21 protein-coding genes are annotated in these 22,934 nt (G+C 69.7%); 17 read left to right on the top strand and 4 right to left on the bottom strand.

Translation table 11 applies throughout. The annotated features are described in order from the left end of the window. Positions 1 to 35: 35 nt before the first annotated feature. On the bottom strand, positions 36 to 737 hold the full coding sequence (locus U9J23_RS15370; RefSeq protein ID WP_059380782.1) for an IclR family transcriptional regulator: 702 nt from the start codon (positions 735 to 737) through the stop codon (positions 36 to 38). Positions 738 to 853: 116 nt separating this feature from the next. Here U9J23_RS15370 and leuC point away from each other — a divergent pair, with 116 nt between their 5' ends. The 3 genes from leuC (at position 854) to U9J23_RS15355 (ending at position 3,803) form a co-directional block, all read left to right on the top strand. Beyond that, positions 854 to 2,281, top strand: a complete 1,428-nt coding sequence (leuC, locus tag U9J23_RS15365; protein ID WP_059380783.1) for a 3-isopropylmalate dehydratase large subunit — start codon at positions 854 to 856, stop codon at positions 2,279 to 2,281. Positions 2,282 to 2,309: 28 nt separating this feature from the next. Next, a complete protein-coding gene (gene leuD, locus U9J23_RS15360) occupies positions 2,310 to 2,906 on the top strand; it encodes a 3-isopropylmalate dehydratase small subunit (RefSeq protein WP_059380784.1) in 597 nt (198 codons plus the stop codon). A gap of 171 nt (positions 2,907 to 3,077) precedes the next feature. Continuing rightward, the gene (locus U9J23_RS15355; protein ID WP_326598690.1) at positions 3,078 to 3,803 is read left to right on the top strand and encodes an HU family DNA-binding protein; all 726 of its coding nucleotides are present in this window, start codon (positions 3,078 to 3,080) and stop codon (positions 3,801 to 3,803) included. 96 nt (positions 3,804 to 3,899) lie between these two features. Here the strand turns inward: U9J23_RS15355 and U9J23_RS15350 are convergent, their stop codons facing one another. The 3 genes from U9J23_RS15350 to cofC are packed head-to-tail and all read right to left on the bottom strand — an operon-like array spanning position 3,900 to position 7,763. Then, entirely contained in the window at positions 3,900 to 4,856 is a 957-nt protein-coding gene (locus tag U9J23_RS15350) for an NUDIX hydrolase (protein ID WP_326598688.1), read from the bottom strand. A 13-nt stretch (positions 4,857 to 4,869) separates the two neighbouring features. Beyond that, positions 4,870 to 7,065, bottom strand: coding sequence for an RNA degradosome polyphosphate kinase (locus U9J23_RS15345; RefSeq protein ID WP_059380796.1), 2,196 nt, complete (start codon positions 7,063 to 7,065; stop codon positions 4,870 to 4,872). Next, positions 7,062 to 7,763 (bottom strand): 2-phospho-L-lactate guanylyltransferase, encoded by a 702-nt coding sequence (gene cofC, locus U9J23_RS15340; protein WP_059380797.1) that lies wholly within the window; start codon positions 7,761 to 7,763, stop codon positions 7,062 to 7,064. Before cofC ends, U9J23_RS15345 begins: the two co-directional genes overlap by 4 nt. A gap of 239 nt (positions 7,764 to 8,002) precedes the next feature. On the opposite strand from cofC, the gene U9J23_RS15335 reads away from it, so the two are divergent. From U9J23_RS15335 to holA, 14 genes are all read left to right on the top strand, one after another. Further along, the gene (locus U9J23_RS15335; protein ID WP_059380799.1) at positions 8,003 to 9,001 is read left to right on the top strand and encodes an NAD(P)H-dependent glycerol-3-phosphate dehydrogenase; all 999 of its coding nucleotides are present in this window, start codon (positions 8,003 to 8,005) and stop codon (positions 8,999 to 9,001) included. A gap of 5 nt (positions 9,002 to 9,006) precedes the next feature. Then, a complete protein-coding gene (locus tag U9J23_RS15330) occupies positions 9,007 to 10,140 on the top strand; it encodes a cystathionine gamma-lyase (RefSeq protein WP_080968135.1) in 1,134 nt (377 codons plus the stop codon). 118 nt (positions 10,141 to 10,258) lie between these two features. After that, positions 10,259 to 11,365 carry a D-alanine--D-alanine ligase family protein gene (locus U9J23_RS15325; protein WP_059380801.1) on the top strand — a complete coding sequence of 369 codons (1,107 nt, stop codon included), beginning with the start codon at positions 10,259 to 10,261 and terminating at the stop codon, positions 11,363 to 11,365. 48 nt (positions 11,366 to 11,413) lie between these two features. Then, positions 11,414 to 12,697, top strand: coding sequence for a glutamate-5-semialdehyde dehydrogenase (locus U9J23_RS15320; RefSeq protein ID WP_059380802.1), 1,284 nt, complete (start codon positions 11,414 to 11,416; stop codon positions 12,695 to 12,697). Positions 12,698 to 12,726: 29 nt separating this feature from the next. Then, a complete protein-coding gene (locus U9J23_RS15315; RefSeq protein WP_006554514.1) occupies positions 12,727 to 13,623 on the top strand; it encodes an AAA family ATPase in 897 nt (298 codons plus the stop codon). 1 nt (position 13,624) lies between these two features. After that, positions 13,625 to 15,070 carry a vWA domain-containing protein gene (locus U9J23_RS15310; RefSeq protein ID WP_059380803.1) on the top strand — a complete coding sequence of 482 codons (1,446 nt, stop codon included), beginning with the start codon at positions 13,625 to 13,627 and terminating at the stop codon, positions 15,068 to 15,070. Between the two features lie 19 nt (positions 15,071 to 15,089). After that, positions 15,090 to 15,803, top strand: coding sequence for a nicotinate-nucleotide adenylyltransferase (gene nadD, locus U9J23_RS15305; RefSeq protein ID WP_226949848.1), 714 nt, complete (start codon positions 15,090 to 15,092; stop codon positions 15,801 to 15,803). Next, complete coding sequence (gene rsfS / locus U9J23_RS15300) at positions 15,800 to 16,207, top strand: ribosome silencing factor (RefSeq protein WP_024101369.1); 408 nt, start codon at positions 15,800 to 15,802, stop codon at positions 16,205 to 16,207. Before nadD ends, rsfS begins: the two co-directional genes overlap by 4 nt. 89 nt (positions 16,208 to 16,296) lie before the next feature. After that, positions 16,297 to 16,875 carry a histidine phosphatase family protein gene (locus tag U9J23_RS15295; protein ID WP_326602937.1) on the top strand — a complete coding sequence of 193 codons (579 nt, stop codon included), beginning with the start codon at positions 16,297 to 16,299 and terminating at the stop codon, positions 16,873 to 16,875. Continuing rightward, entirely contained in the window at positions 16,862 to 17,644 is a 783-nt protein-coding gene (gene octT, locus U9J23_RS15290) for a diglucosylglycerate octanoyltransferase (protein ID WP_059380806.1), read from the top strand. The genes U9J23_RS15295 and octT overlap by 14 nt, the downstream gene beginning before the upstream one ends. A 5-nt stretch (positions 17,645 to 17,649) precedes the next feature. Further along, complete coding sequence (locus tag U9J23_RS15285) at positions 17,650 to 18,489, top strand: DegV family protein (protein WP_085468450.1); 840 nt, start codon at positions 17,650 to 17,652, stop codon at positions 18,487 to 18,489. A 147-nt stretch (positions 18,490 to 18,636) separates the two neighbouring features. Next, positions 18,637 to 19,470 (top strand): ComEA family DNA-binding protein, encoded by an 834-nt coding sequence (locus U9J23_RS15280; RefSeq protein WP_145708048.1) that lies wholly within the window; start codon positions 18,637 to 18,639, stop codon positions 19,468 to 19,470. Next, complete coding sequence (locus tag U9J23_RS15275; protein WP_194699222.1) at positions 19,467 to 21,827, top strand: DNA internalization-related competence protein ComEC/Rec2; 2,361 nt, start codon at positions 19,467 to 19,469, stop codon at positions 21,825 to 21,827. The genes U9J23_RS15280 and U9J23_RS15275 overlap by 4 nt, the downstream gene beginning before the upstream one ends. Then, complete coding sequence (gene holA, locus U9J23_RS15270) at positions 21,824 to 22,795, top strand: DNA polymerase III subunit delta (RefSeq protein ID WP_106199337.1); 972 nt, start codon at positions 21,824 to 21,826, stop codon at positions 22,793 to 22,795. Before U9J23_RS15275 ends, holA begins: the two co-directional genes overlap by 4 nt. Positions 22,796 to 22,934 lie beyond the last annotated feature (139 nt).

Below are 22,934 nucleotides of genomic sequence, written 5' to 3'. Positions count from 1 at the left end.
TCCTCGCGCAGGAGGGAACCTGCGTGCAGTCGGGCTCAGAGACGCTTCTGGAGCGCTTCTGCGGCGGCGAGGAGGTCCGCGGCCCAGCGGGCCCCCGGTCGGCGGCCCATGCGGTCGATGGGGCCCGATACGGAGATCGCGGCGATCACGGCACCGGTGCTGTCGCGCACGGGTGCGGCGACCGACGCCACACCGGGTTCGCGTTCGGCGGCGCTCTGCGCCCAGCCGCGGCGGCGGACCTCGACGAGCACGCGTTCACCGAATGCTGCCTCGGGGAGGATGGCGCGCTGGGTCGCCGTATCGGCCCACGCGAGCAGAACTTTCGCGCCTGAGCCGGCCGTCATCGGAAGGCGTGCGCCGACGAGGACCGTGTCGCGCAGACCGGTCGGCGGTTCGAGAGCGGCGACGCAGACCCGCTGGGTGCCCTCGCGGCGGTACAACTGCACGCTCTCGCCGGTGATCTCGCGCAGGCGGGGGAGGACGAGCGAGGCGGCCTCGACGAGGGTGTCGCCTGCGCCCGCGGACAATTCGGCCAGCCCGGGGCCGGGACGCCACTGTCCGTCGCTGTCGCGCATGAGGAGGCGGTGGACCTCGAGGCCCACGGCGAGACGGTGCGCCGTGGCACGGGGCAGGCCGGTCCGCGCGCACAACTCGTTGAGGTTGCACGGCTGTTCGGCAACCGCATGGAGGACTGTCATCGCTTTGTCCAGCACTCCGATCCCGCTATGCTGTCTCATAGGTCGATACCTCCGTCTCGCATAATGGGAAGCATATCGCATGCCGAGAGCGGTGGGGACGACGCCATACGCGGCCGGACAGCCCCCGGGATCCCGCGTTCGTCACGTACGACAAGGTGGAGAAGATGGCTGGAAAGACTCTGGCGGAAAAGGTGTGGGACCAGCACGTGGTCGTGCGCGGTGAAGGAGAGGGATCGGCGCGACAGCCGGACCTGATCTACATCGACCTGCATCTCGTACACGAGGTGACCAGCCCGCAGGCCTTCGACGGTCTGCGGCTGGCAGGACGCCGGCTGCGGCGTCCCGATCTCACGATCGCCACCGAGGATCACAACGTCCCCACGGTGGACATCGACAAGCCGATCGCCGACCCGGTCTCGCGCACACAGGTCGAGACCCTGCGCCGCAACTGCGAGGAGTTCGGTGTCCGTCTGCACCCCATGGGCGATCTCGATCAGGGCATCGTCCACGTGGTCGGCCCGCAGCTCGGTCTCACGCAGCCCGGCATGACGGTGGTGTGCGGCGACAGCCACACCTCCACCCACGGCGCCTTCGGCGCATTGGCGATGGGCATCGGCACCAGTGAGGTCGAACACGTCATGGCGACACAGACGTTGTCGCTGCGGCCGTTCAAGACGATGGCCATCAACGTCGACGGCACCCTCGCGCCGGGAGTGACGAGCAAGGACCTCATCCTCGCGATCATCGCGAAGATCGGCACCGGCGGTGGACAGGGCTACGTCCTCGAGTACCGCGGGGAGGCGATCCGCGCGCTGTCGATGGAAGCGCGGATGACCATCTGCAACATGTCGATCGAGGCGGGCGCCCGCGCCGGCATGATCGCTCCCGACGAGACCACCTACGAGTTCATCAAGGGTCGCCCGCACGCCCCGAAGGGTGCCGACTGGGACGCCGCTGTGGAGGCGTGGGAGCAGCTGAAGACCGATGACGACGCGGTTTTCGACGCCGAGGTCCACATCGACGGCAGCGCCCTGACGCCCTTCGTCACGTGGGGCACCAACCCGGGCCAGGGCGCACCGCTCGGGTCCACGGTTCCGGTACCCGCGGAGATCGCCGACGAAACCGAGCGGTCTGCCGCGGAGAAGGCGTTGCGCTACATGGATCTCGAACCGGGCATGCCGCTGCGCGATGTGAAGATCGACACCGTCTTCGTCGGCTCGTGCACCAACGGCCGCATCGAGGATCTGCGTGCCGTGGCGGATGTCCTGAAGGGCCGCAAGGTCGCCGACGGTGTCCGGATGCTCGTCGTGCCGGGTTCGATGCGGGTGCGCGCGCAGGCGGAGGAGGAGGGTCTCGGCGAGATCTTCACCGCCGCAGGCGCCGAGTGGCGTCAGGCCGGGTGCTCGATGTGCCTGGGCATGAACCCCGACCAGTTGGCGCCGGGCGAACGCTCCGCGTCGACCTCGAACCGGAATTTCGAAGGACGGCAGGGCAAGGGCGGACGGACGCATCTCGTCTCGCCGGCCGTGGCCGCCGCAACCGCGGTGCGGGGAACGCTTTCCGCACCGGCGGATCTGGACTAGACCACAGGACCGACGAGGAGAATTTTCGATGGAAGCCTTCACCACTCACAAGGGCATCGGCGTCCCGCTGCGCCGCTCCAATGTCGACACGGATCAGATCATCCCGGCCGTGTACCTGAAGCGCGTCACCCGTACGGGATTCGAGGACGGTCTGTTCGCCGCATGGCGCAACGACCCGTCCTTCGTGCTCAACACTCCGCCCTTCGATCGCGGCAGCGTTCTCGTCGCCGGATCGGATTTCGGCACCGGCTCCTCGCGTGAGCACGCCGTGTGGGCGTTGTCGGATTACGGATTCCGGGTCGTGATCTCGTCCCGTTTCGCCGACATCTTCCGCGGCAACGCCGGAAAGGCCGGTCTGCTCGCCGCTCAGGTCTCGCAGGACGACGTCGAACTGCTGTGGAAGCTGATCGAGCAACAGCCCGGACTCGAACTGGAAGTGGATCTCGAGAACCGGACCGTGACCGCCGGAACCACCGTGGTGCCGTTCACCATTGACGACTACACGCGGTGGCGTCTGCTGGAGGGTCTCGACGACATCGGATTGACATTGCGCCAGGTAGACGCGATTTCCGAGTACGAAAAGTCAAGGCCGTCATGGAAACCGAGTACCCTTCCGGCGCCCTGAAAACACCCCGCGAACGCGCCTTCTCCGGGCCCGGTCCGACGCTCCCGTCGGGCCGGGCCCGGAGGTTATTTGCATGAGAATCCGCGTGGCACATAGACTCTTGCCCGTTTGCGGGTCTACCGTGGACTGGAGTCGGTCTGACGGTGGACCGTGTATGTGCGGAGGAAATCAATGAACAAGGCAGAACTGATCGACGTTCTGACCGAGAAACTCGGTTCGGACAGGCGCACCGCCACCGCGGCCGTCGAGCACATCGTGGACGCGATCGTTCGCGCCGTGCACGACGGTAAGAGCGTCACCATCACCGGATTCGGTGTCTTCGAGAAGCGTCGCCGGGCGGCTCGTGTCGCGCGGAACCCGCGCACGGGCGAGACGGTCAAGGTCAAGCCGACCTCGGTGCCGGCCTTCCGTCCCGGCCAGTCCTTCAAGAACATCATCGCGGGCACCCAGAAGCTCCCCTCTTCGGGTCCGGCCGTGAAGCGCGGTGCAGCCGCAGCGGCCAAGAAGACCGCGGCAGCGAAGAAGGCGGCCAAGAAGACTGCGGCCAAGAAGACCACGGCGACGAAGTCGACTGCGGCGAAGAAGACCACCGCGGCGAAGAAGGCCACGGCGGCCAAGTCGACTCCGGCGAAGAAGACCACGGCGACGAAGTCGACTGCGGCGAAGAAGACCACCGCGGCGAAGAAGACCACGGCGGCCAAGTCGACTCCGGCGAAGAAGACCACCGCCACCAAGTCGACCGCGGCCAAGAAGACCACCGCGGCGAAGAAGACCACGGCGGCCAAGTCGACTCCGGCGAAGAAGACCACCGCCACCAAGTCGACCGCGGCCAAGAAGACCGCGGCCAAGAAGAGCCCGGCCAAGAAGACCACGGCCCGCAAGAGCACCAAGAAGTAACACCCACCCGCGATGCGGCTCGCACACGTGCGAGCCGCACAGGTGAGACGACGGCGGCCACCGGAGATCCGGTGGCCGCCGTCGTGCGTACTCGGGTCAGATGCTCTCGTCGTCCACCGGCGGGTGGCCCGTCGGAAGCGGACTGTCGATGTGGTCGGCCGCGACGAGACGATCCCCGCGCAGCGACAACACCCACATGCTCGCCTTCCGGTTCCGCGCCGGAGGCAGCGCGAGACCGTCGCGCTCGGCCCACCACTCCAGCAGCGGCGGGATCACCTTGCCCTGACTGCAGATCACGGGAGTGCCGGGACCGGACGCGATCTCCAACGCCCGCTTGCGGCCGCGGTCCGGATCGGCGCGGTACTCCTCCTCCGACAGGGACGGCTCGATCGCGATCTCGAGTCCGTGCCGGGAGGCGAACGGTTCGACCGTGGCGATGCACCGGGTGCGGTCGGCGGACACCACGCTGTCGCCGCCGAATGCCGTCAACTGCGGAACGAGAGCCTCGGCCTGCGCCCGTCCGGACGCATCGAGGGGCCGGTAACGGTCGTCGCCCTTGTACTTCTTCCGACTTCCGGCCTTGGCGTGCCGCACGATCAGCGCCGTGGTCGTGTCCAACGGCACCCGGCGGAACCGGCGCAGGACGCTGCGGTCCATCGGGTAGGACAACAGGTCGAATGCCTCATCGGGGGACACCCAACGCAATTCGTCCACCTCGTCGTTGGGCGCGAACCGCCCGTCGAGGCAGCGCGCCGCCCAGTAGTCCACCCGCTTGAGTTTGCGGTGCCCTGGAACGGGGTAGACGACCTTCCCGAGGCTGCGGCCGAGCGCGGCGCGGAATCCGGTCTCCTCCTCGATCTCCCGCACCGCGGCGATCACGGCCGTCTCACCCGCGTCGAGTTTGCCCTTGGGGAAGGACCAGTCGTCGTAGCGCGGACGATGCACGAGCGCGACCTGCGCATCGTGCGGAGCGTCGTCCGCCGCAGGACGCCACAGGACGGCGCCCGCCGCGAAGATGTTGGCCTTCACGGGTTTGTCGCGTGATTCGGTCAACGTTCCCTCCACCTCAGGACGCGCGGCTACGCATGAGTTCGACCTGGTGGTCGCGGGCAGCGGTTCCCGGCTCCGGGGACGCCGTCCACGTGCCGTCGCCCTCGAGAGTCCAGCAGCGGGTGACCGGGTCGAGCGCGGAATCGAAGATGCCGTCCAACTGCGCTGCGAGCCGGGCGTTCTTCACCTGCACCATCACTTCGACGCGACGGTCGAGGTTGCGGTGCATCATGTCGGCGCTGCCGATCCAGTACTCGTCGCTGCCCCGGAAATGGAACAACCGCGAGTGTTCGAGGAACCGCCCCAGAATCGAGCGCACCGTGATGTTCTCGCTCAGGCCGGGCACACCGGGCTTGAGGGCGCAGATCCCGCGCACGACCACCTCGGTCCGTACCCCCGCCCGCGACGCGCGGTAGAGCGCGTCGATCACCTGCTCGTCGACGAGGGCGTTGGCCTTGAGCCGGATCCCGCTGGGGCGACCGGCCTCGTGGTGCTCGATCTCACGCTCGACGCGTTCGATGATGCCCTTGCGGACCCCGTGCGGTGCGACGAGCAGATTGCGGTACTGCGCCTTCCGGGAGTATCCGGTGAGGGTGTTGAACAGGTCGGTGAGGTCGGCGCCGATCTCGGGGGACGATGTCAGCAGGCCGACGTCCTCGTAGAGACGAGCGGTCTTCGGGTTGTAGTTGCCGGTGCCGATGTGGCAGTAACGGCGGATCGTCGAACCCTCGCGCCGCACGACCAGGCAGGTCTTGCAGTGCGTCTTGAGACCCACGAGTCCGTATACGACGTGGACACCGGCCTGTTCGAGTTTGCGTGCCCACTTGATGTTGGCCTGCTCGTCGAAGCGCGCCTTGATCTCCACGAGCGCGACGACCTGCTTGCCCGCTTCGGCAGCGGCGATCAGGGCGTTGACGATGGGGGAGTCGCCCGACGTCCGGTACAGCGTCTGCTTGATGGCGAGGACCTGGCTGTCGGCTGCGGCCTGCTCGATGAACCGTTGCACGCTCGTGGAGAACGAGTCGTACGGATGGTGGACGAGGATGTCGCCTTCGCGCAGGGTGGAGAACACGCTCTTCGGTGTCTCACGCTCGCCGAAGGCGGGATGGGTCGCCGGCACGAAGGGGGCGTCCTTGAGATCCGGCCGGTCGACGGCGTGCACCTGCCACAGCGACGACAGATCGAGCAGGCCGGGCAACTGGACGACATCCACCCGATCGACGTCGAGTTCGCGCAGCAGGAGGTCGAGCATGTGTTCGGTCATGTCGTCCGACACCTCGAGGCGCACGGGAGAACCGAAGCGCCGCCGGGCGAGTTCGCGTTCGAGGGCCTGGAGGAGATCTTCGTCGCGGTCCTCCTCGACCTCGAAGTCGGCGTTGCGGGTGACGCGGAAGGCGTGGTGCTCGACGATCTCCATACCCGGGAACAACACGTCGAGGTGCGCGGCGATCAGCTCTTCGAGAGGGAGGAAGGCCGGCAGCCCGTGCGACGAACCCGCGCGATCGACCCGGACGAACCGGTCGACGTTGTCGGGCACCTTCACACGCGCGAAGTGTTCACCGGACGACTGTGAATCCTTGACCGTGACAGCGAGGTTGAGGGACAGGCCGCTGATGTAGGGGAAGGGATGGGCGGGATCGACCGCGAGTGGCGTCAGGACCGGGAAGACCTGCTCGGCGAAATACTGTGTCAGCCGTCGACGTTCGTCCTCGGTCAGATCCGCCCATCGGATGATCGAGATGCCCTCGGCCGCCAGGGCGGGCATGACCGAGTCGAGGAAGACCTGCGCCTGGCGCCCGGCGAGTTCGCGCGTGCTCGACGCGATGAGCGCGAGCTGGGCCCGCGGGGACAGGCCGTCCGCGGACCGGACCGACAACCCCGTCTCGGCGCGACGTTTCAGCCCGGCGACCCGCACCATGTAGAACTCGTCGAGATTCGACGCGAAGATCGCGAGGAACTTGGCGCGTTCGAGCAACGGCTGCGAGGTGTCCTCCGCCAGCGCGAGAACGCGGGCGTTGAAATCGAGCCAGCTCTGCTCCCGGTTGAGATAGCGGTCGACGGGAAGCGTGTTGTCGTGATCGGTCCTCGACTGCAGTCCCGTCGCGGCCGGAGGCGCGCTGGTCGCGGTTGCCACGCGGCCGGCAGGTCGTACGACGTTGGACGGTGCCGCGTGCTCGGAACTCGTGGGATCGGGGGAATCGCCGTTGGTCACCAGTTCATTGTGGCAGAGCGACGGCTCCCTGCAGCGCTGTCGCAGCGGTGGCGCAGTGGGAATTCGACCGTGTCGAGCACGGCTGCGGTGGCCGATCCGACGCCGAGTCGCAGTGCAGCGGCAAGATCGTCCGGTGTGTCCACATCGAGTCGCAGTCCGGGGAGCGCGTCCGGTACCGGATATGCGCCGGCGTCGATATGGCGGCCGGCCGACCCCGGTCCGAACGACAATGGCGGCAGGGTACCGCTCACGCAGTGCAGCAACGCCGTCGTACCGCTCGCCGTGTGGTCGACGACGACGGCTGTACCCGTTCGCCGCGCGGTCTCGCGGGCTAGCGCGAACTCCTCGGCCCGCAGGGCCGGTAGGTCGGCCTGCAACGCCACGAGTTCTGCGCCGGGTGTGTGCTCCCGCGCCCGGCGGGCCGCTGCGAGCAGCGCGGAGTTCAGTGGGTCGGGGGAGCCGGGACGGATCGGGTCGGGGAGGACGTCTGCGCCGCAGTCCAGTGCGGCGGCCGCGACGCGCTCGTCGGCGGTGACGACGGTGACCGTCACGTCTCCGACGGACAGCGCCGCCGTCACGGTGTCCTGGAGCATCGCGAGCACCAGCGATTCCCGTGCCGCCGGGTCGAGGACGTGCGAGAGCCGCGACTTCGCCAGGCCGAGGGCCTTGACGGGAACGAGCACGTGCGTCGCGGGCATTGCCCGATTGTGCCATCAGCGATCGATCACACGGTCGTGCGAGGTGACGAACCGCACGACCGCCCGCTGCGACCGGGTCGTGTGCGGTCCGTCCTCCGACCCGGCGCGGCGTCGGTGGCGCCTGCGCGATACTGGGTGCGACCGTGGGTGGTGACCGCCCGGACCGAACCGGTCGCGACCGCCCGCTCCGGGCCGATCGCGAGCGTGAGTGCCGGGCATCGGACGAGAGTGAGGATCGCGTGACCACAGCAGCAGTACTGGGCGCGGGTTCGTGGGGGACGGCGTACGCCAAGGTGCTGGCCGACGCCGGAACGGACGTGACGATCTGGGCGCGGCGCGAGGAGGTGGCGCGCGGCATCGCGGAGCGGCACGAGAACTCCGACTATCTGCCCGGTGTGGAACTGCCGCACTCGCTGAAGGCGACGGCCGATCATCGGGTGGCCCTAGAGGGCGCCGATTTCGTGGTCCTCGCCGTCCCGAGCCAGACCCTGCGCACCAATCTCGAGGCGTGGAAGGCGGATATCGGACCGGACGTGACACTTCTCAGTCTCGCCAAGGGAATCGAGAGCGGCACCCTGATGCGCATGAGTCAGGTGATCGGTCAGGTCACCGGCGCCGAGCAGAATCGCATCGCCGTGCTGTCCGGCCCCAACCTCGCCCGTGAGATCGCCGAGGGACAACCGGCCGCGACCGTCATCGCGTGCCCCGACTCCACCCGCGCCATGGAGATCCAGAAGTCCTGCGCCACAAAGTATTTCCGACCGTACACCAATTCCGACGTAATCGGCTGCGAGATCGGTGGCGCCTGCAAGAACGTCATCGCCCTCGCGTGCGGCATGGCCGCCGGGGTCGGGCTCGGTGAGAACACCGTCGCGAGCATCATCACCCGCGGTCTCGCCGAGATCACCCGGCTCGGAACCGCCCTCGGGGCCAAGCCGGCCACGCTCGCCGGTCTCGCCGGTGTCGGCGACCTCGTCGCCACATGTACGTCCCCGTTGTCCCGCAACCGTTCGTTCGGCGAACGACTCGGCCGCGGTGAGTCCCTCGAGAGCGCGCAGGAGGCCACCCACGGTCAGGTGGCCGAAGGGGTCAAGTCGTGCACCTCGGTCCGCGCCCTCGCGGCGAGCTACGACGTCGAGATGCCGCTCACCGACGCCGTGCACCGCGTGTGCCACGAAGGCATGTCGGTGCGGGACGCGATCGGGCAGCTGCTCGGACGCCGGATCAAGCCGGAATGAGCGGCATGACGGGCGATTCGACTCGCTGCGTGAAGGCAGTTGCACACGAGGGTGTTCCGGGCTCCCCGCTGCAGGCGGGACCGGTCTTCGCGGCGCCGTATCTCCTCGGGGAGGACGAACGCGACGACATCGACACCTATGCGCGTGCCTCGAATCCCGGCTGGCGCGCACTCGAATCGGCGCTCGCCGACCTCGAGCACGCCTCGGCCGCCCGCGTCGTCGGCTCGGGAATGTCGGCGATCACGGTCGCGCTGCGATCGCTCGTGAGACCGGGCGGCACGGTCGTCGTCCCCTCCGACGGTTACTACCAGGTGCGCAAGTTCGCCACCGAATATCTCGCGCCGCACGGCATCGACGTCCACGAACTCTCCGTCGCCGAATTCGGCGACGGCTCCCTGCAGCGGGTGCTCGACGGTGCGGGCCCCGGTGCGGTGGTCCTCGCCGAGACGCCGTCGAATCCCGGTCTCGACACGGTGGATCTTCGTGAGACCGCGCAATCGTGCCGTCGCACCGGGGCGTTGCTGCTCGTCGACAACACGACCGCCACCCCGCTCGGACAGCTCCCGCTCGACCTCGGGGCCGACGTCGTGGTGGCGAGCGGAACGAAATCGCTCAGCGGACACAGTGACCTGCTGTTCGGCTACATCGCCGTCGCCGATCCCGAACTGCTGCCCGCGATCGACCGGGAACGACTGCTGTCGGGAACCGTGCTGGGACCCTTCGAGACCTGGCTCGCGCACCGCAGCCTCGGCACCGCCGGACTGCGCTTCGAACGGCAGTGCGCCAACGCGCTCGCCGTCGCCGGGATGCTGCTCGAGCACCCCGCTGTCACGGACGTCCGCTATCCCGGGCTCGCCGGCGACCCGGCCCACGCCGTGGCGGCCGGCCAGATGAGCCGCTTCGGCCCCCTGCTCACCTTCCGGTTGCCCGGGCGCGACGAGGTGCACCGCTTCGTCCGCGCGGCCACGCTCGTCGCACCCGCCACCAGCTTCGGCGGTATCCACACGACAGCGGATCGTCGCGCACGCTGGGGCGATGCGGTGTCGGAGGGATTCGTCCGGTTGTCGTGCGGAATCGAGGACACCGCGGATCTGCTCGCCGATCTCGACGCGGCGTTGAAGGAGACGGCCCTCCACTGAGGGAGGCGACCCTCCGGTGAGGGAGACCGGGGCCCGCGGAGACATAGCAGGGTGTCCGGTCCCACCCGCGTAGGACTCGCTCGACACGCGGAGATCGCCACCCGGTACGGTTCGACACGTGAGTACGCCCCGAACCCGGGTGGCCGTCGTCTTCGGTGGTCGCAGCAACGAACATTCCGTCTCCTGCATCTCGGCAGGGAGCATCCTGCGCAACCTGGATCCGGAGAAGTACGAGGTCGTGCCCATCGGCATCACTCCCGAGGGCGCATGGGTCCTCGGCGACGCGGACCCCGCCGGCCTCGCCGCGGCCGGTCGTGAACTGCCCGTCGTCGCCGGCGACGGCTCCGATCTCGTCCTCACCGCGGATCCGACCCGCGGTGGCGACATCGTCGCCCTCGACGAGGCCTCCTACGGCCGGGTGCTCGCCTCGGTCGACGTGGTGTTCCCGGTCCTGCACGGCGCCTACGGCGAGGACGGCACCATCCAGGGTCTGCTCGAACTCGCGGACATCCCGTACGTCGGTCCCGGCGTCCTCGCCAGCGCCGCCGGTATGGACAAGGAGTTCACCAAGAAGCTGCTCGCGGCCGAAGGCCTGCCGGTCGGCTTCCAGATCGTCCTGCGTCCCGGCACCGCGTCCCTCACCGAGGAGCAGAAGACCCGCCTCGGCCTGCCCGTCTTCGTCAAGCCCGCCCGCGGCGGATCGTCCATCGGCATCAGTCGCGTGGCCGACTGGGCCGCCTTCGACGACGCCGTCGCGAAGGCCAGGCAGCACGACCCCAAGGTCATCGTCGAGTCCGCGATCATCGGCCGCGAGGTCGAGTGCGGCGTGCTCGAGTTCCCGGACGGCGACGTCCGCGCGAGTGTCGTCGCCGAGATCCGCATGCCCGACACCTCCGGCGACCACGAGGCGTTCTACGACTTCGACACGAAGTACCTCGACGACGTCTGCGAGTTCGACGTCCCGGCCAAGCTCGACGAGGAGACCTCCGACCGGATCCGCGAACTCGCGGTCCGGGCGTTCCGCGCCCTCGACTGCCACGGCCTGTCCCGCGTCGACTTCTTCGTCACCGAGGACGGACCGGTGATCAACGAGATCAACACGATGCCCGGATTCACCTCGATCTCGATGTACCCGCGGATGTGGGAGGCCACCGGCGTGGAGTACGCCGAGCTGCTGTCGATCCTGGTGGAGACGGCGCTGGCGCGGGGGACCGGGCTGCGCTGACGGCACACGGCCTGTCGGGTTCCGCGAGGACCCGACTAGGCTGGACACATGACTGCCGTGACCCCCGACTCAGCTGCGACCGACGCCGGCACGGACACCCGTGAGGCCGTCCACGAGGCCGCGCGTCGCGCCCGCGTGGCATCGCGTCGTCTCGCGCTGCTCACCACCACCGAGAAGGACGCGGCTCTGCACGCCGCGGCCGACGCTCTGCTCGCCGCCGCCGACACCGTCCTGGCTGCGAACGCCGAGGACATCGAGGCCGCTCGTGCCGGTGGCACCGAGGAGGCCATCCTCGACCGGCTGCGCCTGACCCCCGACCGGATCGACGGGATCGCCGCCGGTCTGCGCCAGGTGGCCGGACTGCCCGACCCGATCGGCGGGGTGGTCCGCGGCTCGACGCTGCCGAACGGTCTCGAGCTGCGCCAGGTGCGCGTCCCGCTCGGCGTGGTCGGCATGGTCTACGAAGCGCGTCCGAACGTCACGGTCGACGCCTTCGGTCTCGCCCTGAAGTCCGGCAACGCCGCATTGCTGCGCGGCTCGTCGTCCGCGGCCCGCTCGAACGCCGCGCTCGTCGAGGTGCTGCGTGCCTCGCTCGAGAATCGGGGCATCCCCGCCGACGCCGTGCAGTTGCTGCCGAGCGCCGACCGCTCGTCGGTGACGCATCTGATCCAGGCCCGGGGGCTGGTCGACGTCGTGATCCCGCGCGGTGGCGCCGGTCTGATCGCCGCGGTGGTCCGCGACGCGACCGTCCCCACGATCGAGACGGGCACCGGCAACTGCCACGTCTACATCCACTCCGCGGCCGATCTGGAGATGGCCGAGAAGATCGTGATCAACGCGAAGACCCGCCGGCCCAGCGTGTGCAACACCGCCGAGACGATCCTCGTCGACAAGGCGATCGCCGACACCGCCGTTCCGAAGATCCTGCAGGCCTTCCAGCAACACAGCGTCACGGTCCACGGCGACCTGCCCGGCCTCGTGCCCGCGACCGAACAGGACTGGTCGGACGAGTACCTCTCGCTCGACGTCGCCCTCGCCGTGGTCGACGACCTCGACGCCGCCGTCGACCACATCGACCGTTACGGCACCGGTCACACCGAGGCGATCGTCACCTCGGACCTCGCTGCTGCGCGGGAGTTCACGACGCGCGTGGACGCCGCAGCCGTTATGGTCAACGCTTCGACGGCGTTCACGGACGGTGAGCAGTTCGGATTCGGCGCGGAGATCGGGATCTCCACCCAGAAGCTGCACGCCCGCGGTCCGATGGGTCTGCCCGAGCTGACGTCGACGAAGTGGGTGGTGTGGGGCGACGGCCACACCCGCCCCGCCTGATCGAGACCGGCCCGACGAAAGGAACCAGCGTGGATCGTGCGCTGCCCACCACCCCGCCGATCTTCGCGGACGTCCAGGACGTCGTCGATCGTCTGGCCGGTACCGGTTATCTCGCCGACAAGTCCACCGCGACCGCGGTGTTCCTCGCCGATCGCCTCGGCAAGCCGTTGCTGATCGAGGGACCCGCGGGCGTGGGCAAGACCGAGCTCGCCCGTGCCGTCGCCGAAACCTCCGAGGCCGAACTCGTGCGCCTGCAGTGCTACGAGGGCGTCGACGAATCCCGCGCGCTGTACGAGTGGAACCACGCCAAGCAGATCCTGCGCATCCAGTCGGCAGGAGCGACCGCCGCGGCGGGCGAGTCGTGGGACCGCACCAAGGAGGACGTCTTCTCCGAGGAGTTCCTGCTGTCGCGGCCGCTGCTCACCGCGATCCGCCGCGAGGATCCGACCGTGCTGCTCGTCGACGAGGTCGACAAGGCCGACGTGGAGATCGAAGGCCTGCTGCTCGAGGTGCTCAGCGACTTCGCGGTCACGGTGCCCGAGCTCGGCACCATCCGGGCCACCCGCAAGCCGTTCGCGGTGCTCACCTCGAACGCCACCCGCGAGTTGTCCGAAGCGCTCAAGCGCCGGTGCCTGTTCCTGCACCTGGACTTCCCCGACGCCGACCTCGAACGACGCATCCTCGCCAGCCGGGTCCCCGATCTGCCCGACGCGCTCGCCGACCAGCTCGTGCGCACGGTCCGCGTGCTCCGCGGCATGCAGCTCAAGAAGGTGCCGTCGGTGGCCGAGACGATCGACTGGGGTCGCACCCTGCTCGCACTGGGGCTCGACACCCTCGACGACACCGCGCTGCGCAGCACGCTCGGCGTGATCCTCAAGCACCAGTCCGACCAGATCCGCGCTGCCGCCGAGCTCCGGTTGAACTGACATGGCCGCCGCGCACCTTCCCGGATCCGAGGCGCCCCCGGCACCCCACGGACTGCCCGGGCACCTGGTCGGATTCGTCGAGGCGCTGCGCCGCCGCGGCATCGCGGTCGGGCCGTCCGAGACGGTCGACGCCGGACGGGTCATGACGGTGCTCGATCTCCTCGATCGGGAGGCCCTCCGCGAAGGCCTCGCGTGCACCCTGCTCCGCCGGTCCACACACCGGCCGACCTTCGACGCCCTGTTCGACCTGTGGTTCCCGCCAGCGATCGGACGCCGCGAGTCCACCGACCCTCAGGTGAGCATCCCGCGCACCCCGACGGGGGAGGTCGACTTCGAAGCCCTGCGCGACCTCATCGCCGAGCTGCTGTCCGACGAGTCGCCGGAGGCACTCGAGGCCTCCGAGATGCTCGTCTCCGCCATCGTCGAGGAACTCGGCCAGTATGCGTCGTCGAACGGCCCTTCCTTCTCGGCCTATCAGGCGCTGCGCGACGTCTCCCCGGACACCCTGCTCACGAAGATCCTCGAGGGACTGCTCGGCAACAGCACCCGCGAGGAACGCGACGACGCCGCCTACGAGAGCGAGGTTGCGCGGCGCACCGCCGCCCAGCGCATCGCCGATTTCCGGGCGATGGTCGAACGGGAGACCCGCCGACGCACCGCCGAGCAGCTCGGCCGCGAACGCGTCGAGAAGTACGGGGTGCCCAAGCTCGCCGAGGAGGTCGACTTCCTGCGCGCGTCCGACGCGGAACTCGTCGCGCTGCGCCGCAGCGTCATGCCGCTCGCGCGTCTGCTCGCGAGCCGTCTCGCGGCGCGCCGCCGGCGCGCTCGTGCCGGCGCCATCGACCTGCGGCGCACACTGCGCAAGTCCATGTCGACCGGTGGCGTGCCCATCGACCTGGTCAACCGCAAGCCCCGTCCGGCGCGTCCCGAGCTCGTCGTGCTCTGCGACGTCTCCGGTTCCGTCGCCGGCTTCTCGCACTTCACGCTGCTGCTCGTGCACGCCCTGCGCGAGCAGTTCTCCCGAGTGCGCGTGTTCGCGTTCATCGACACCGCCGACGAGGTCACCCACTATTTCGCCGCAGGGTCCGATCTGGGCGAGTCCATGTCGCGGATGCTGAAGGAAGCGGAGCTGATCACCTACGACGGTCACTCCGACTACGGACACGCCCTCGGCAGCTTCGCGGATAACCATGCGCATGCCCTCACCAGCCGTAGCTCGCTGCTGATCCTCGGCGACGGCCGCACGAACTACCGCAATCCGAACCTCGAGGTCCTCGAACATCTCGTGTCCGTCGCACGGCACGCGCACTGGCTCAATCCCGAGCCGAAGGGACAATGGGGTTCGGGGGATTCGGCCGCCAGGGTCTACAGCGAGGTCGTCACGATGCACGAGTGCCGGTCGGCGCAGCAGCTCGCAACGGTGGTGGCGAGTCTGCTCCCCGTGTGAACCCGTAAGCTGGACAACCGTGCATCAGCCAACGGATCGGCCCTCGGCCCCCAGGCGCCGCCTGGGCGTCATGGGTGGAACGTTCGACCCGATCCACCACGGACACCTCGTGGCGGCCAGCGAGGTCGCCGCGAGCTTCGACCTGGACGAAGTGATCTTCGTGCCCACCGGGCAACCCTGGCAGAAGACCGGACGCGACGTCAGCCCCGCCGAGGACCGCTACCTGATGACGGTGATCGCGACCGCATCCAACCCGCGGTTCTCCGTCAGCCGTGTCGACATCGATCGACGCAAACCCACCTACACCGTCGACACGCTGCGAGATCTCAGCAAGCAGTATCCCGACGCGGAGCTGTACTTCATCACCGGCGCGGACGCCCTGGGATCGATCCTGTCCTGGCAGGACTGGCAGACCCTGTTCGACCTCGCCCGCTTCGTCGGGGTGTCCCGGCCCGGATACGACCTGCACGCCGAACATCTGGCACCGCATCTGGACGAACTCCCGGCCGAGGCGGTGAGCCTGGTCGAGATCCCCGCACTGGCGATCTCCTCCACGGACTGCCGCAGGAGGGCTCGCGAGAACCGGCCGGTCTGGTACCTGGTGCCCGACGGAGTGGTGCAGTACATCAGCAAACGCCGGCTCTACCGCACGAATACGCACCTCGACGGAGATCCCGTCCCGGTGTTCGACGGAAACACCCCCGGCACCATCGAGAGAAAGAGCACGCAGTGAGCGCAACGGCAGAAGCCACGGAGATGGCCCGAATCGCAGCCCTGGCCGCCGACGAGAAACTCGCCACCGACGTCGTGGTGCTCGACGTGTCCGAGCAGCTGGTGATCACCGACTGCTTCGTCATCGCGTCCGCACCCAACGAGCGTCAGGTCAACGCCATCGTCGACAACGTCGAGGAGAAGCTGCGCGAGGCCGGCCACAAGCCCGTCCGCCGCGAGGGCACCCGCGAGGGACGGTGGACGCTGCTCGACTACGTCGACGTCGTGGTGCACATCCAGCACGAGGACGAGCGCAACTTCTACGCCCTCGACCGCCTGTGGAAGGACTGCCCGACCATCGAGGTCGACGGTGTGGGTGGCCCCCGTTCGGCGATCGACGCCGCCGACTCGCCGGAGGACGTGTGAGTCGTCCGGAGGAGGGTTCGCAGAGCCCGCGGGTGCGGCAGCTGGTGCTGCTGCGCCACGGCCAGACCGAGTACAACGCCACGCGGCGGATGCAGGGCCAGCTCGACACCGACCTCTCCGAGCTCGGTCGGCAGCAGGCGCTCGCCGTCGCCGACGCGATCGCCCGGTTCGATCCGCTCGCCGTCGTCTCGTCCGATCTGCGCCGCGCCTACGACACGGCGACCGCGCTCGGTGATCGCATCGGGCTGCCGGTCGCGATCGACACGCGGCTGCGCGAGACGCATCTCGGCGAATGGCAGGGCCTGACCCACACCGAGGTCGACGCCGTGGCCCCGGGCGCGCGCAGCGCGTGGCGCGCCGACGCGACCTGGGCACCGCCGGGAGGCGAGAACCGGATCGACGTCGCGCGGCGCAGCATGGCCGTCGTCTGCGAACTGCTCGACAAGTACGAGAACTGGAGCGATCGGCCCATCGTGCTGGTCGCACACGGGGGTCTGATCGCCGCGCTCACCGCGGCCCTGCTCGACCTGCCCGTCGATCGGTGGCCCGTCCTCGGCGGTCTCGGGAACACCGGCTGGGTGCAGCTCAGCGGATACGGCGAGGTGCCGTCCTGGCGCCTCGACGTCTGGAACGCGTCGGCCACGGTGGCGCCCGATGACGTCCTCTGAACCCACGCCGATCGGGACCGACGCCGCCCCGCGGCGCCCGGTCCTGCTGGTGATCGGCGACTCGCTGAGCTACTACGGCCCGAAGGGCGGCCTGCCCGCCGACCATCCGCGGATCTGGCCCAACCTGGTCGCGGCCGAACTCGGATGGGACGTCGAACTCGTCGCCCGGATCGGGTGGACCACACGCGACGCGTGGTGGGCCATGACCCAGGACCCGCGGGTGTGGGCCGCGATCCCGCACGCCGGAGCCGTCGTCCTGGCCGTGGGCGGGATGGACACCCTCCCGTCCCCGCTGCCCACCGCACTGCGGGAGGGCCTGCGCTACATCCGCCCGCCGGCCCTGCGTCGCGCGGCGCGTAACGCCTACGGGTGGTTGCAGCCGCGACTGTCACCGCTCGGTCGACCGGTGGCGCTCCCACCTCGGGTCAGCGTCGAGTACCTCGAAACGATCAGGGACGCATTGGCATACATGCGCCCCGATCTGCCCGTCATCGGCACCCTGCCGTCGGTGCACCGCAGCGAGCAGTACCGGTCGGTGCATGCCGGCCGGCTCCCCGCGGCACGCGCGATCACCCGCTGGGCGGCCGAGAAGTCGGTTCCCCTCGTCGATCTCGCCGAAGCGGTGCGGGAGAACGTCTTCTCCGACGACGCCAATCCCGACGGGATCCACTGGGGTTGGGAAGGACACCGCCGTGTCGCCGCCGCTGTCGGCGACGCGGTCCGGATCGTGCATCGGGATGCGGAAGTCCCGGTGGAGGGCCTACGGTAGGCGTCGTGTCCGTCGTCGTCGTCACAGATTCGTCGAGTTGTATCGACCCCGAACTGATCCGTCGGTACGACATCCGTGTTGTGCCACTGCACATCATCGCGGGCGGACGCGACCTCCGCGAGGGCGTCGACGAGTTGCCGGAGGATCTGTCGACCGTGACGACCTCCGGTCCGTCTCCCGCAGAACTGACCGACGCCTACACCGAGGCCCTCGAGGACAGTGGGGGAGACGGCGTCGTGGCCGTGCACCTCTCGCGGGTGCTGTCCGGGACGTGGGACGCAGCCCGGCACGCCGCCGAATCGCTGGGCGACCGGATCCGGCTCGTCGATTCGCGGAACACCGCCATGGGTTCGGGTTTCGCCGTCCTCGAAGCGGTGCGCGCCGCACGGGCCGGAGAAGACCTGGCCCGGGTGTACGAGCGGGCCGTGGAGGTCGCGGCGTCCGCCCGGACCCTGCTCGTCGTCGACCGGCTCGACCACCTCCGTCGCGGTGGCCGGATCGGCACGGCCACAGCGCTGTTGGGTACAGCGCTCGCGATGAAGCCCGTGCTGCACATCTCCGACGGCAAGCTCGTCCTGCGGGAGAAGACCCGCACGATGACCAAGGCGATGGCCAAGCTCGTCGACGGAGCCGCGACCGATGTGGGCGACGAACCGCTCGTCGCGGTGCACCACCGCGGGGCACCCGAGCGGGCGCGCAGTCTCGCCGATCAGCTCGCACAGCGTCTTCCGGAAGGCACCGAGATCGTCGTGTCCGAACTCGACGCGGTTCTCGGCGCGCACGTCGGGCCGGGTGCGGTCGGTGTGGTCGTCGCCTCCGCGGCGACCGGTACCCCCGAGGACTGAAACCCCTTACACCACCTCCCGGTCCGGATCATGTCGGTGGAAGCCCGATCCGGGTACCCATCCACAGGGGCGCGGGTCATCCACAACCCCGTCCGGATCGGCGCAGGCACGGAATCCGGCGGTCGCGGACGAGGTTAGCGTCGCGGCATGGCGAGCAGTGACCATCGTGATCTCGCGCGCACCCGCCTCGGCGCGATCACACGTTCCTCGGCGATGCCCGCGGAACCGCCCTGGACCGACGACAGGTCGGCGAACGACCACCCCTGGGCGGACCCCGACGACGGTGACGAGCCTCTCCACCCCGGCCGGGAACGATTCGTCGATCGGCTGACCGCAGCGCGATGGGACACCGGACGACGCGGGACCGCTGCCCTCGCCGCGATCGGAGTACTCGCCGCCGCAGTGGCACTCGTCGTCGTGTGGCGCGACCGGCCGGTCCCCGAACCGGTACCGCCGCTGCCGAGAGTCGAAGTCGTGGACACGGCAGAGCCGTCCGCCGCGAGGGAGACGGACACGGCACAGTCGGATTCCACCGAGTTCGTCGTCAGCGTCGTGGGTGCGGTGACACGTCCCGGACTCGTGCGGCTGCCGGCGGGATCCCGTGTCGCCGACGCGCTCGACGCTGCCGGCGGTGCTGCCGACGGCGCCGACCTCATCGGCCTGAATCTGGCCCGGCGGGTGGCCGACGGCGACCAGATCGTCGTGGGAATCGCCCCGCCCCAACCCGTTCCACAGGCCAGCGGAATCGTCGGTGCGCAGACACCCGGCGATACTCCGCCGGATGCGGGCGGGCCGGTGGATCTCAACACCGCCGACGAGACTGCGCTCGACGCGCTGCCCGGAGTCGGTCCCGTCACGGCAGCGGCGATCGTCTCGTGGCGCGACACCAACGGACCGTTCACGGACGTCGAACAACTCGGTGAGGTCGACGGGATCGGACCGGCGCGACTCGCGAGGCTGCGTGAACTGGTGACGGTGTGACCGGACGGAACGACGGGTCCGACGCCGCAACGGTTCTCGATGCCCGGCTGGTGCCGTGCGCGCTGGCCGCATGGGCCGTGACGCTTCTGGGGTTGTACACGGGATGGCGGATCGTGATCGTCGTGGCGGTCGCGGCCGTCGTCGGGTGCTCCGTGACGGTCCGGCTCGTCGCGACCGGTCGCATCCCACGCGGAGGTGCGCGGATCCTCCTCGCCGCACTGGCCGTCGTCGCGGGATTCGGACCGGCCGCCGGCCTCCGGATGTGGGCCGCCGACCAGCACCCGATCGCCGCCGCAGCGGAGAAGGGATCCTGGGCCGGCGTCGTCCTAGTCCCCACCGACGACCCGCGGCACATCCGGGCCGCGGCATTCGACGACACACCCCGGGTACGCATCCCGGCACGGCTCGAGCACGTGACGGTCGGTGGGCGATCCGTGGAGACCGGGGGATCGGTGGTGGTGTTCGCACCGGCCGACTCGTGGGGAGATCTCCTGCCCGGGCAGTCCGTCACCGCACGTGTGCGGGCGGCGCCGCACACCGGGCCGGGCACCACGGTGGCGTTGCTTCGCGCGGAGACGGCGCCGACGACGGTCGGCCCGCCACCGGTGTGGCAGCGATGGGCCGGCACGGTACGCGACCGGCTCGCGCAGGTGGGTTCCGCGGTGCTTCCCGCCGATCGGGCCGGCCTGCTGCCCGGTCTCGTGGTGGGCGACACCACGGCGCTGACCGACGAGGTGCGGGAGGACTTCCGCGTGGCCGGACTGACGCACCTGACGGCCGTGTCCGGAGCCAACGTCAGCATCGTCCTCGGAGCGGTACTGCTCCTCGTGCGTGCGGTAGGACTCGGACCGCGTTCCGGGACCGTCCTCGCCGGAACCGCTCTCGTCGCCTTCGTCGTCGTGGTCCGTCCGTCGGCGAGTGTGGTGCGCGCGGCGGCGATGGGATCGATCGGGTTGCTGGCATTCGTGACGGGTCGTGAGCGACAGGCACTTCCCGCCCTGTGCACCGCGGTGGGCGTACTGCTCGTGCTCCTGCCCGACCTCGCCGTCGACGTCGGGTTCGCGCTGTCGGTGTCCGCGACGGCGGCACTGATCGTCGCCGCGCCACCCGTCGTGACCCGGCTCGTGGATCGCAGGTGGCCGCGTCCCGTCGCGGAGGTCACGGCGATGTCGCTGGTCGCGTTCGTGGCGACCGCACCTCTCGTCGCGGCGGTGAGCGGGACGGTGAGTGTCGTGTCGGTCGCGGCCAATGTCCTCGTCACCCCGGTACTGGCGCCGCTGACGGTCCTCGGTTCGCTGGTCGCGGTGGGCGCCTCCGTCGTCCCGTGGGTCGGGGAGGTGCTCGCGCGCGGCACCGGGCCGTTCCTGTGGTGGCTGATCACGGTGGCCGACCGGGCGGCATCGTTGCCGTCGGCCGAGCTCGAGGTGCCGGACGGGCCGGTGGGGGCAGTGGTCGCTGCGGTGCTGGTCGCGGTTGCGTGGTCGGTGGCTCGTCACCGACGGGTGCGGATCACCGGCCTCGTGATCGCGCTGGCGGTCGCGGCGGTGTGGCTGCCGGTGCGGATGCTGCGACCGGGCTGGCCCGGGGCCGGGTGGGTACTCGTCGCATGCGATGTCGGTCAGGGCGATGCGCTGGTGCTGGCGACGGGGGACGGGCGCGCGGTCGTCGTCGACACCGGACCCGAACCGGAACCCGTCGATCGGTGCCTGCGCCGGTTGAGGATTCGCCGTGTCGCACTGCTCGTCGTGTCGCACCTGCACGCCGACCACGCGGGTGGAATCCGCGGTGTCCTCACCGGGCGCTCGGTCGAGACGGTCGTGGTCGGGCCGGGCGCTGCCGGTGACGACGCGGCGGGTGTGCTCGACGCGGCGACCGGGATCGGTGTCGTGGTGCGGGAAGTGGGTGCCGGTGCGACCCTGCGTGCGGGCGATCTCGACCTCCGGGTGCTGGGCCCGGCCGGGCGACGGACGGGCGGTTCCGAGAACGACGACTCGCTCGTCCTGGCGGTCGACACCGTCGTGGGCCGGGTCCTGTTGCCGGGAGACGCGGAGGAGGCCGCGCTCGACGCACTCCTGCGGTCGGGCACCGACGTGCGTGCGGACGTGTTGAAGGTGCCGCACCACGGCTCGCGCACCACACCTGCACGCTTCCTCACCGCTGTGCGGCCGAGCGTCGCCCTCGTCAGCGCCGGGCGCGACAACCTGTTCGGTCATCCGCATCCCGAGATCGTGTACACCCTGACCGGGATGGGGACGCGGGTGCTGCGGACCGATCTGCACGGCGACGTCGCGGTGGTCCGTGCCGCCTCCGGGGCGCTCGCGGTGGTGTCGGACGTGCGTGGCACGATCGAACCGTGAGCGACGCGTCCCTGCATCTGATCCTCGGTGAGGAAGAACTGCTCGTCGACCGTGCCGTCGCGCAGATCGTGTCCGATGTCCGCACGCGCAGCGAAACTCCCGGCGATCTCCCCGTCTCCCGGCTCCGCGCCGGCGACGCGGGCGTACCCGAACTCGCCGAGCTGCTGAGCCCGTCGCTGTTCGCGGAAGAACGCATCGTGATCCTCGAATCCACCGCCGACGCCGGGAAGGACGCCGCGGCGCTGATCCTCGATGTCGCGGGCGATCCGCCTCCGGGCGTGACACTGGTGATCCTCCACAGCGGCGGGGGTCGCACCAAGGCGATGGTGCCCGCGCTGCGCAAGTGCGGCGCCGAGGAGCACATGTGTGCCGCTCCCGCGAAGGCGGGGGAGAAGGCGGCGTGGGTGCGGACGTTCGTCCACAAGGAGTTCCAGGCCGCGGGGGTGCGGGTCTCGGGCGATGTCGAACAGCTCGTCATCGAAGCGGTGGGTTCCGACCTGCGCGAACTCGCTGCGGCGTGCAGCCAGCTCGTGGCCGACACCGGCGGCAAGATCGATGCTGCGGCCGTGCGGCGCTACTACTCGGGCAAGGCCGAGGTGTCGGGATTCGACGTAGCCGAGAAGGCCGTGGCCGGCGACACCGCCGGTGCGCTCGAAGCGCTGCGGTGGGCGATGCACCGCGGTGTCGCCCACGTGCTGCTCGCCGATGCTCTCGCCGACGCCGTGCACACGATCGCCCGGGTCGGCTCGGCCGGTCGCGGCGACCCGTTCTCCCTCGCGTCGTCGCTGGGTATGCCGCCGTGGAAGGTGAAGAAGGCGCAGGCGCAGGCGCGCACGTGGGCGCCGGCGTCGATCGGGACCGCACTCACGGTGGTGGCTGCGCTCAACGCCGACGTCAAGGGAGCCGCGGCCGATCCGGACTACGCCCTCGAGCACGCCGTGCGGGTCATCTCCGAGCTGGCGGCCTGAGACTTCTCCGCGCGCCCGTGCCCGTGCTCGTGCCCGCGGCCGATTCCGGGCGGGCGGCATCATTTCTGTCGTTCAACGCCACGAAGGCCGTCCCCGGCGGGGGACGGCCTTCGTGAAGCAGAGCCTGCGTCTACTACCT

This window comes from Rhodococcus sp. PD04 (assembly GCF_035918275.1).
GTDB classification, from domain to species: domain Bacteria; phylum Actinomycetota; class Actinomycetes; order Mycobacteriales; family Mycobacteriaceae; genus Rhodococcus; species Rhodococcus rhodochrous.
Note: the sequence above shows the minus strand (reverse complement) of the source record. Positions and strands in the feature narration are given on the sequence as shown.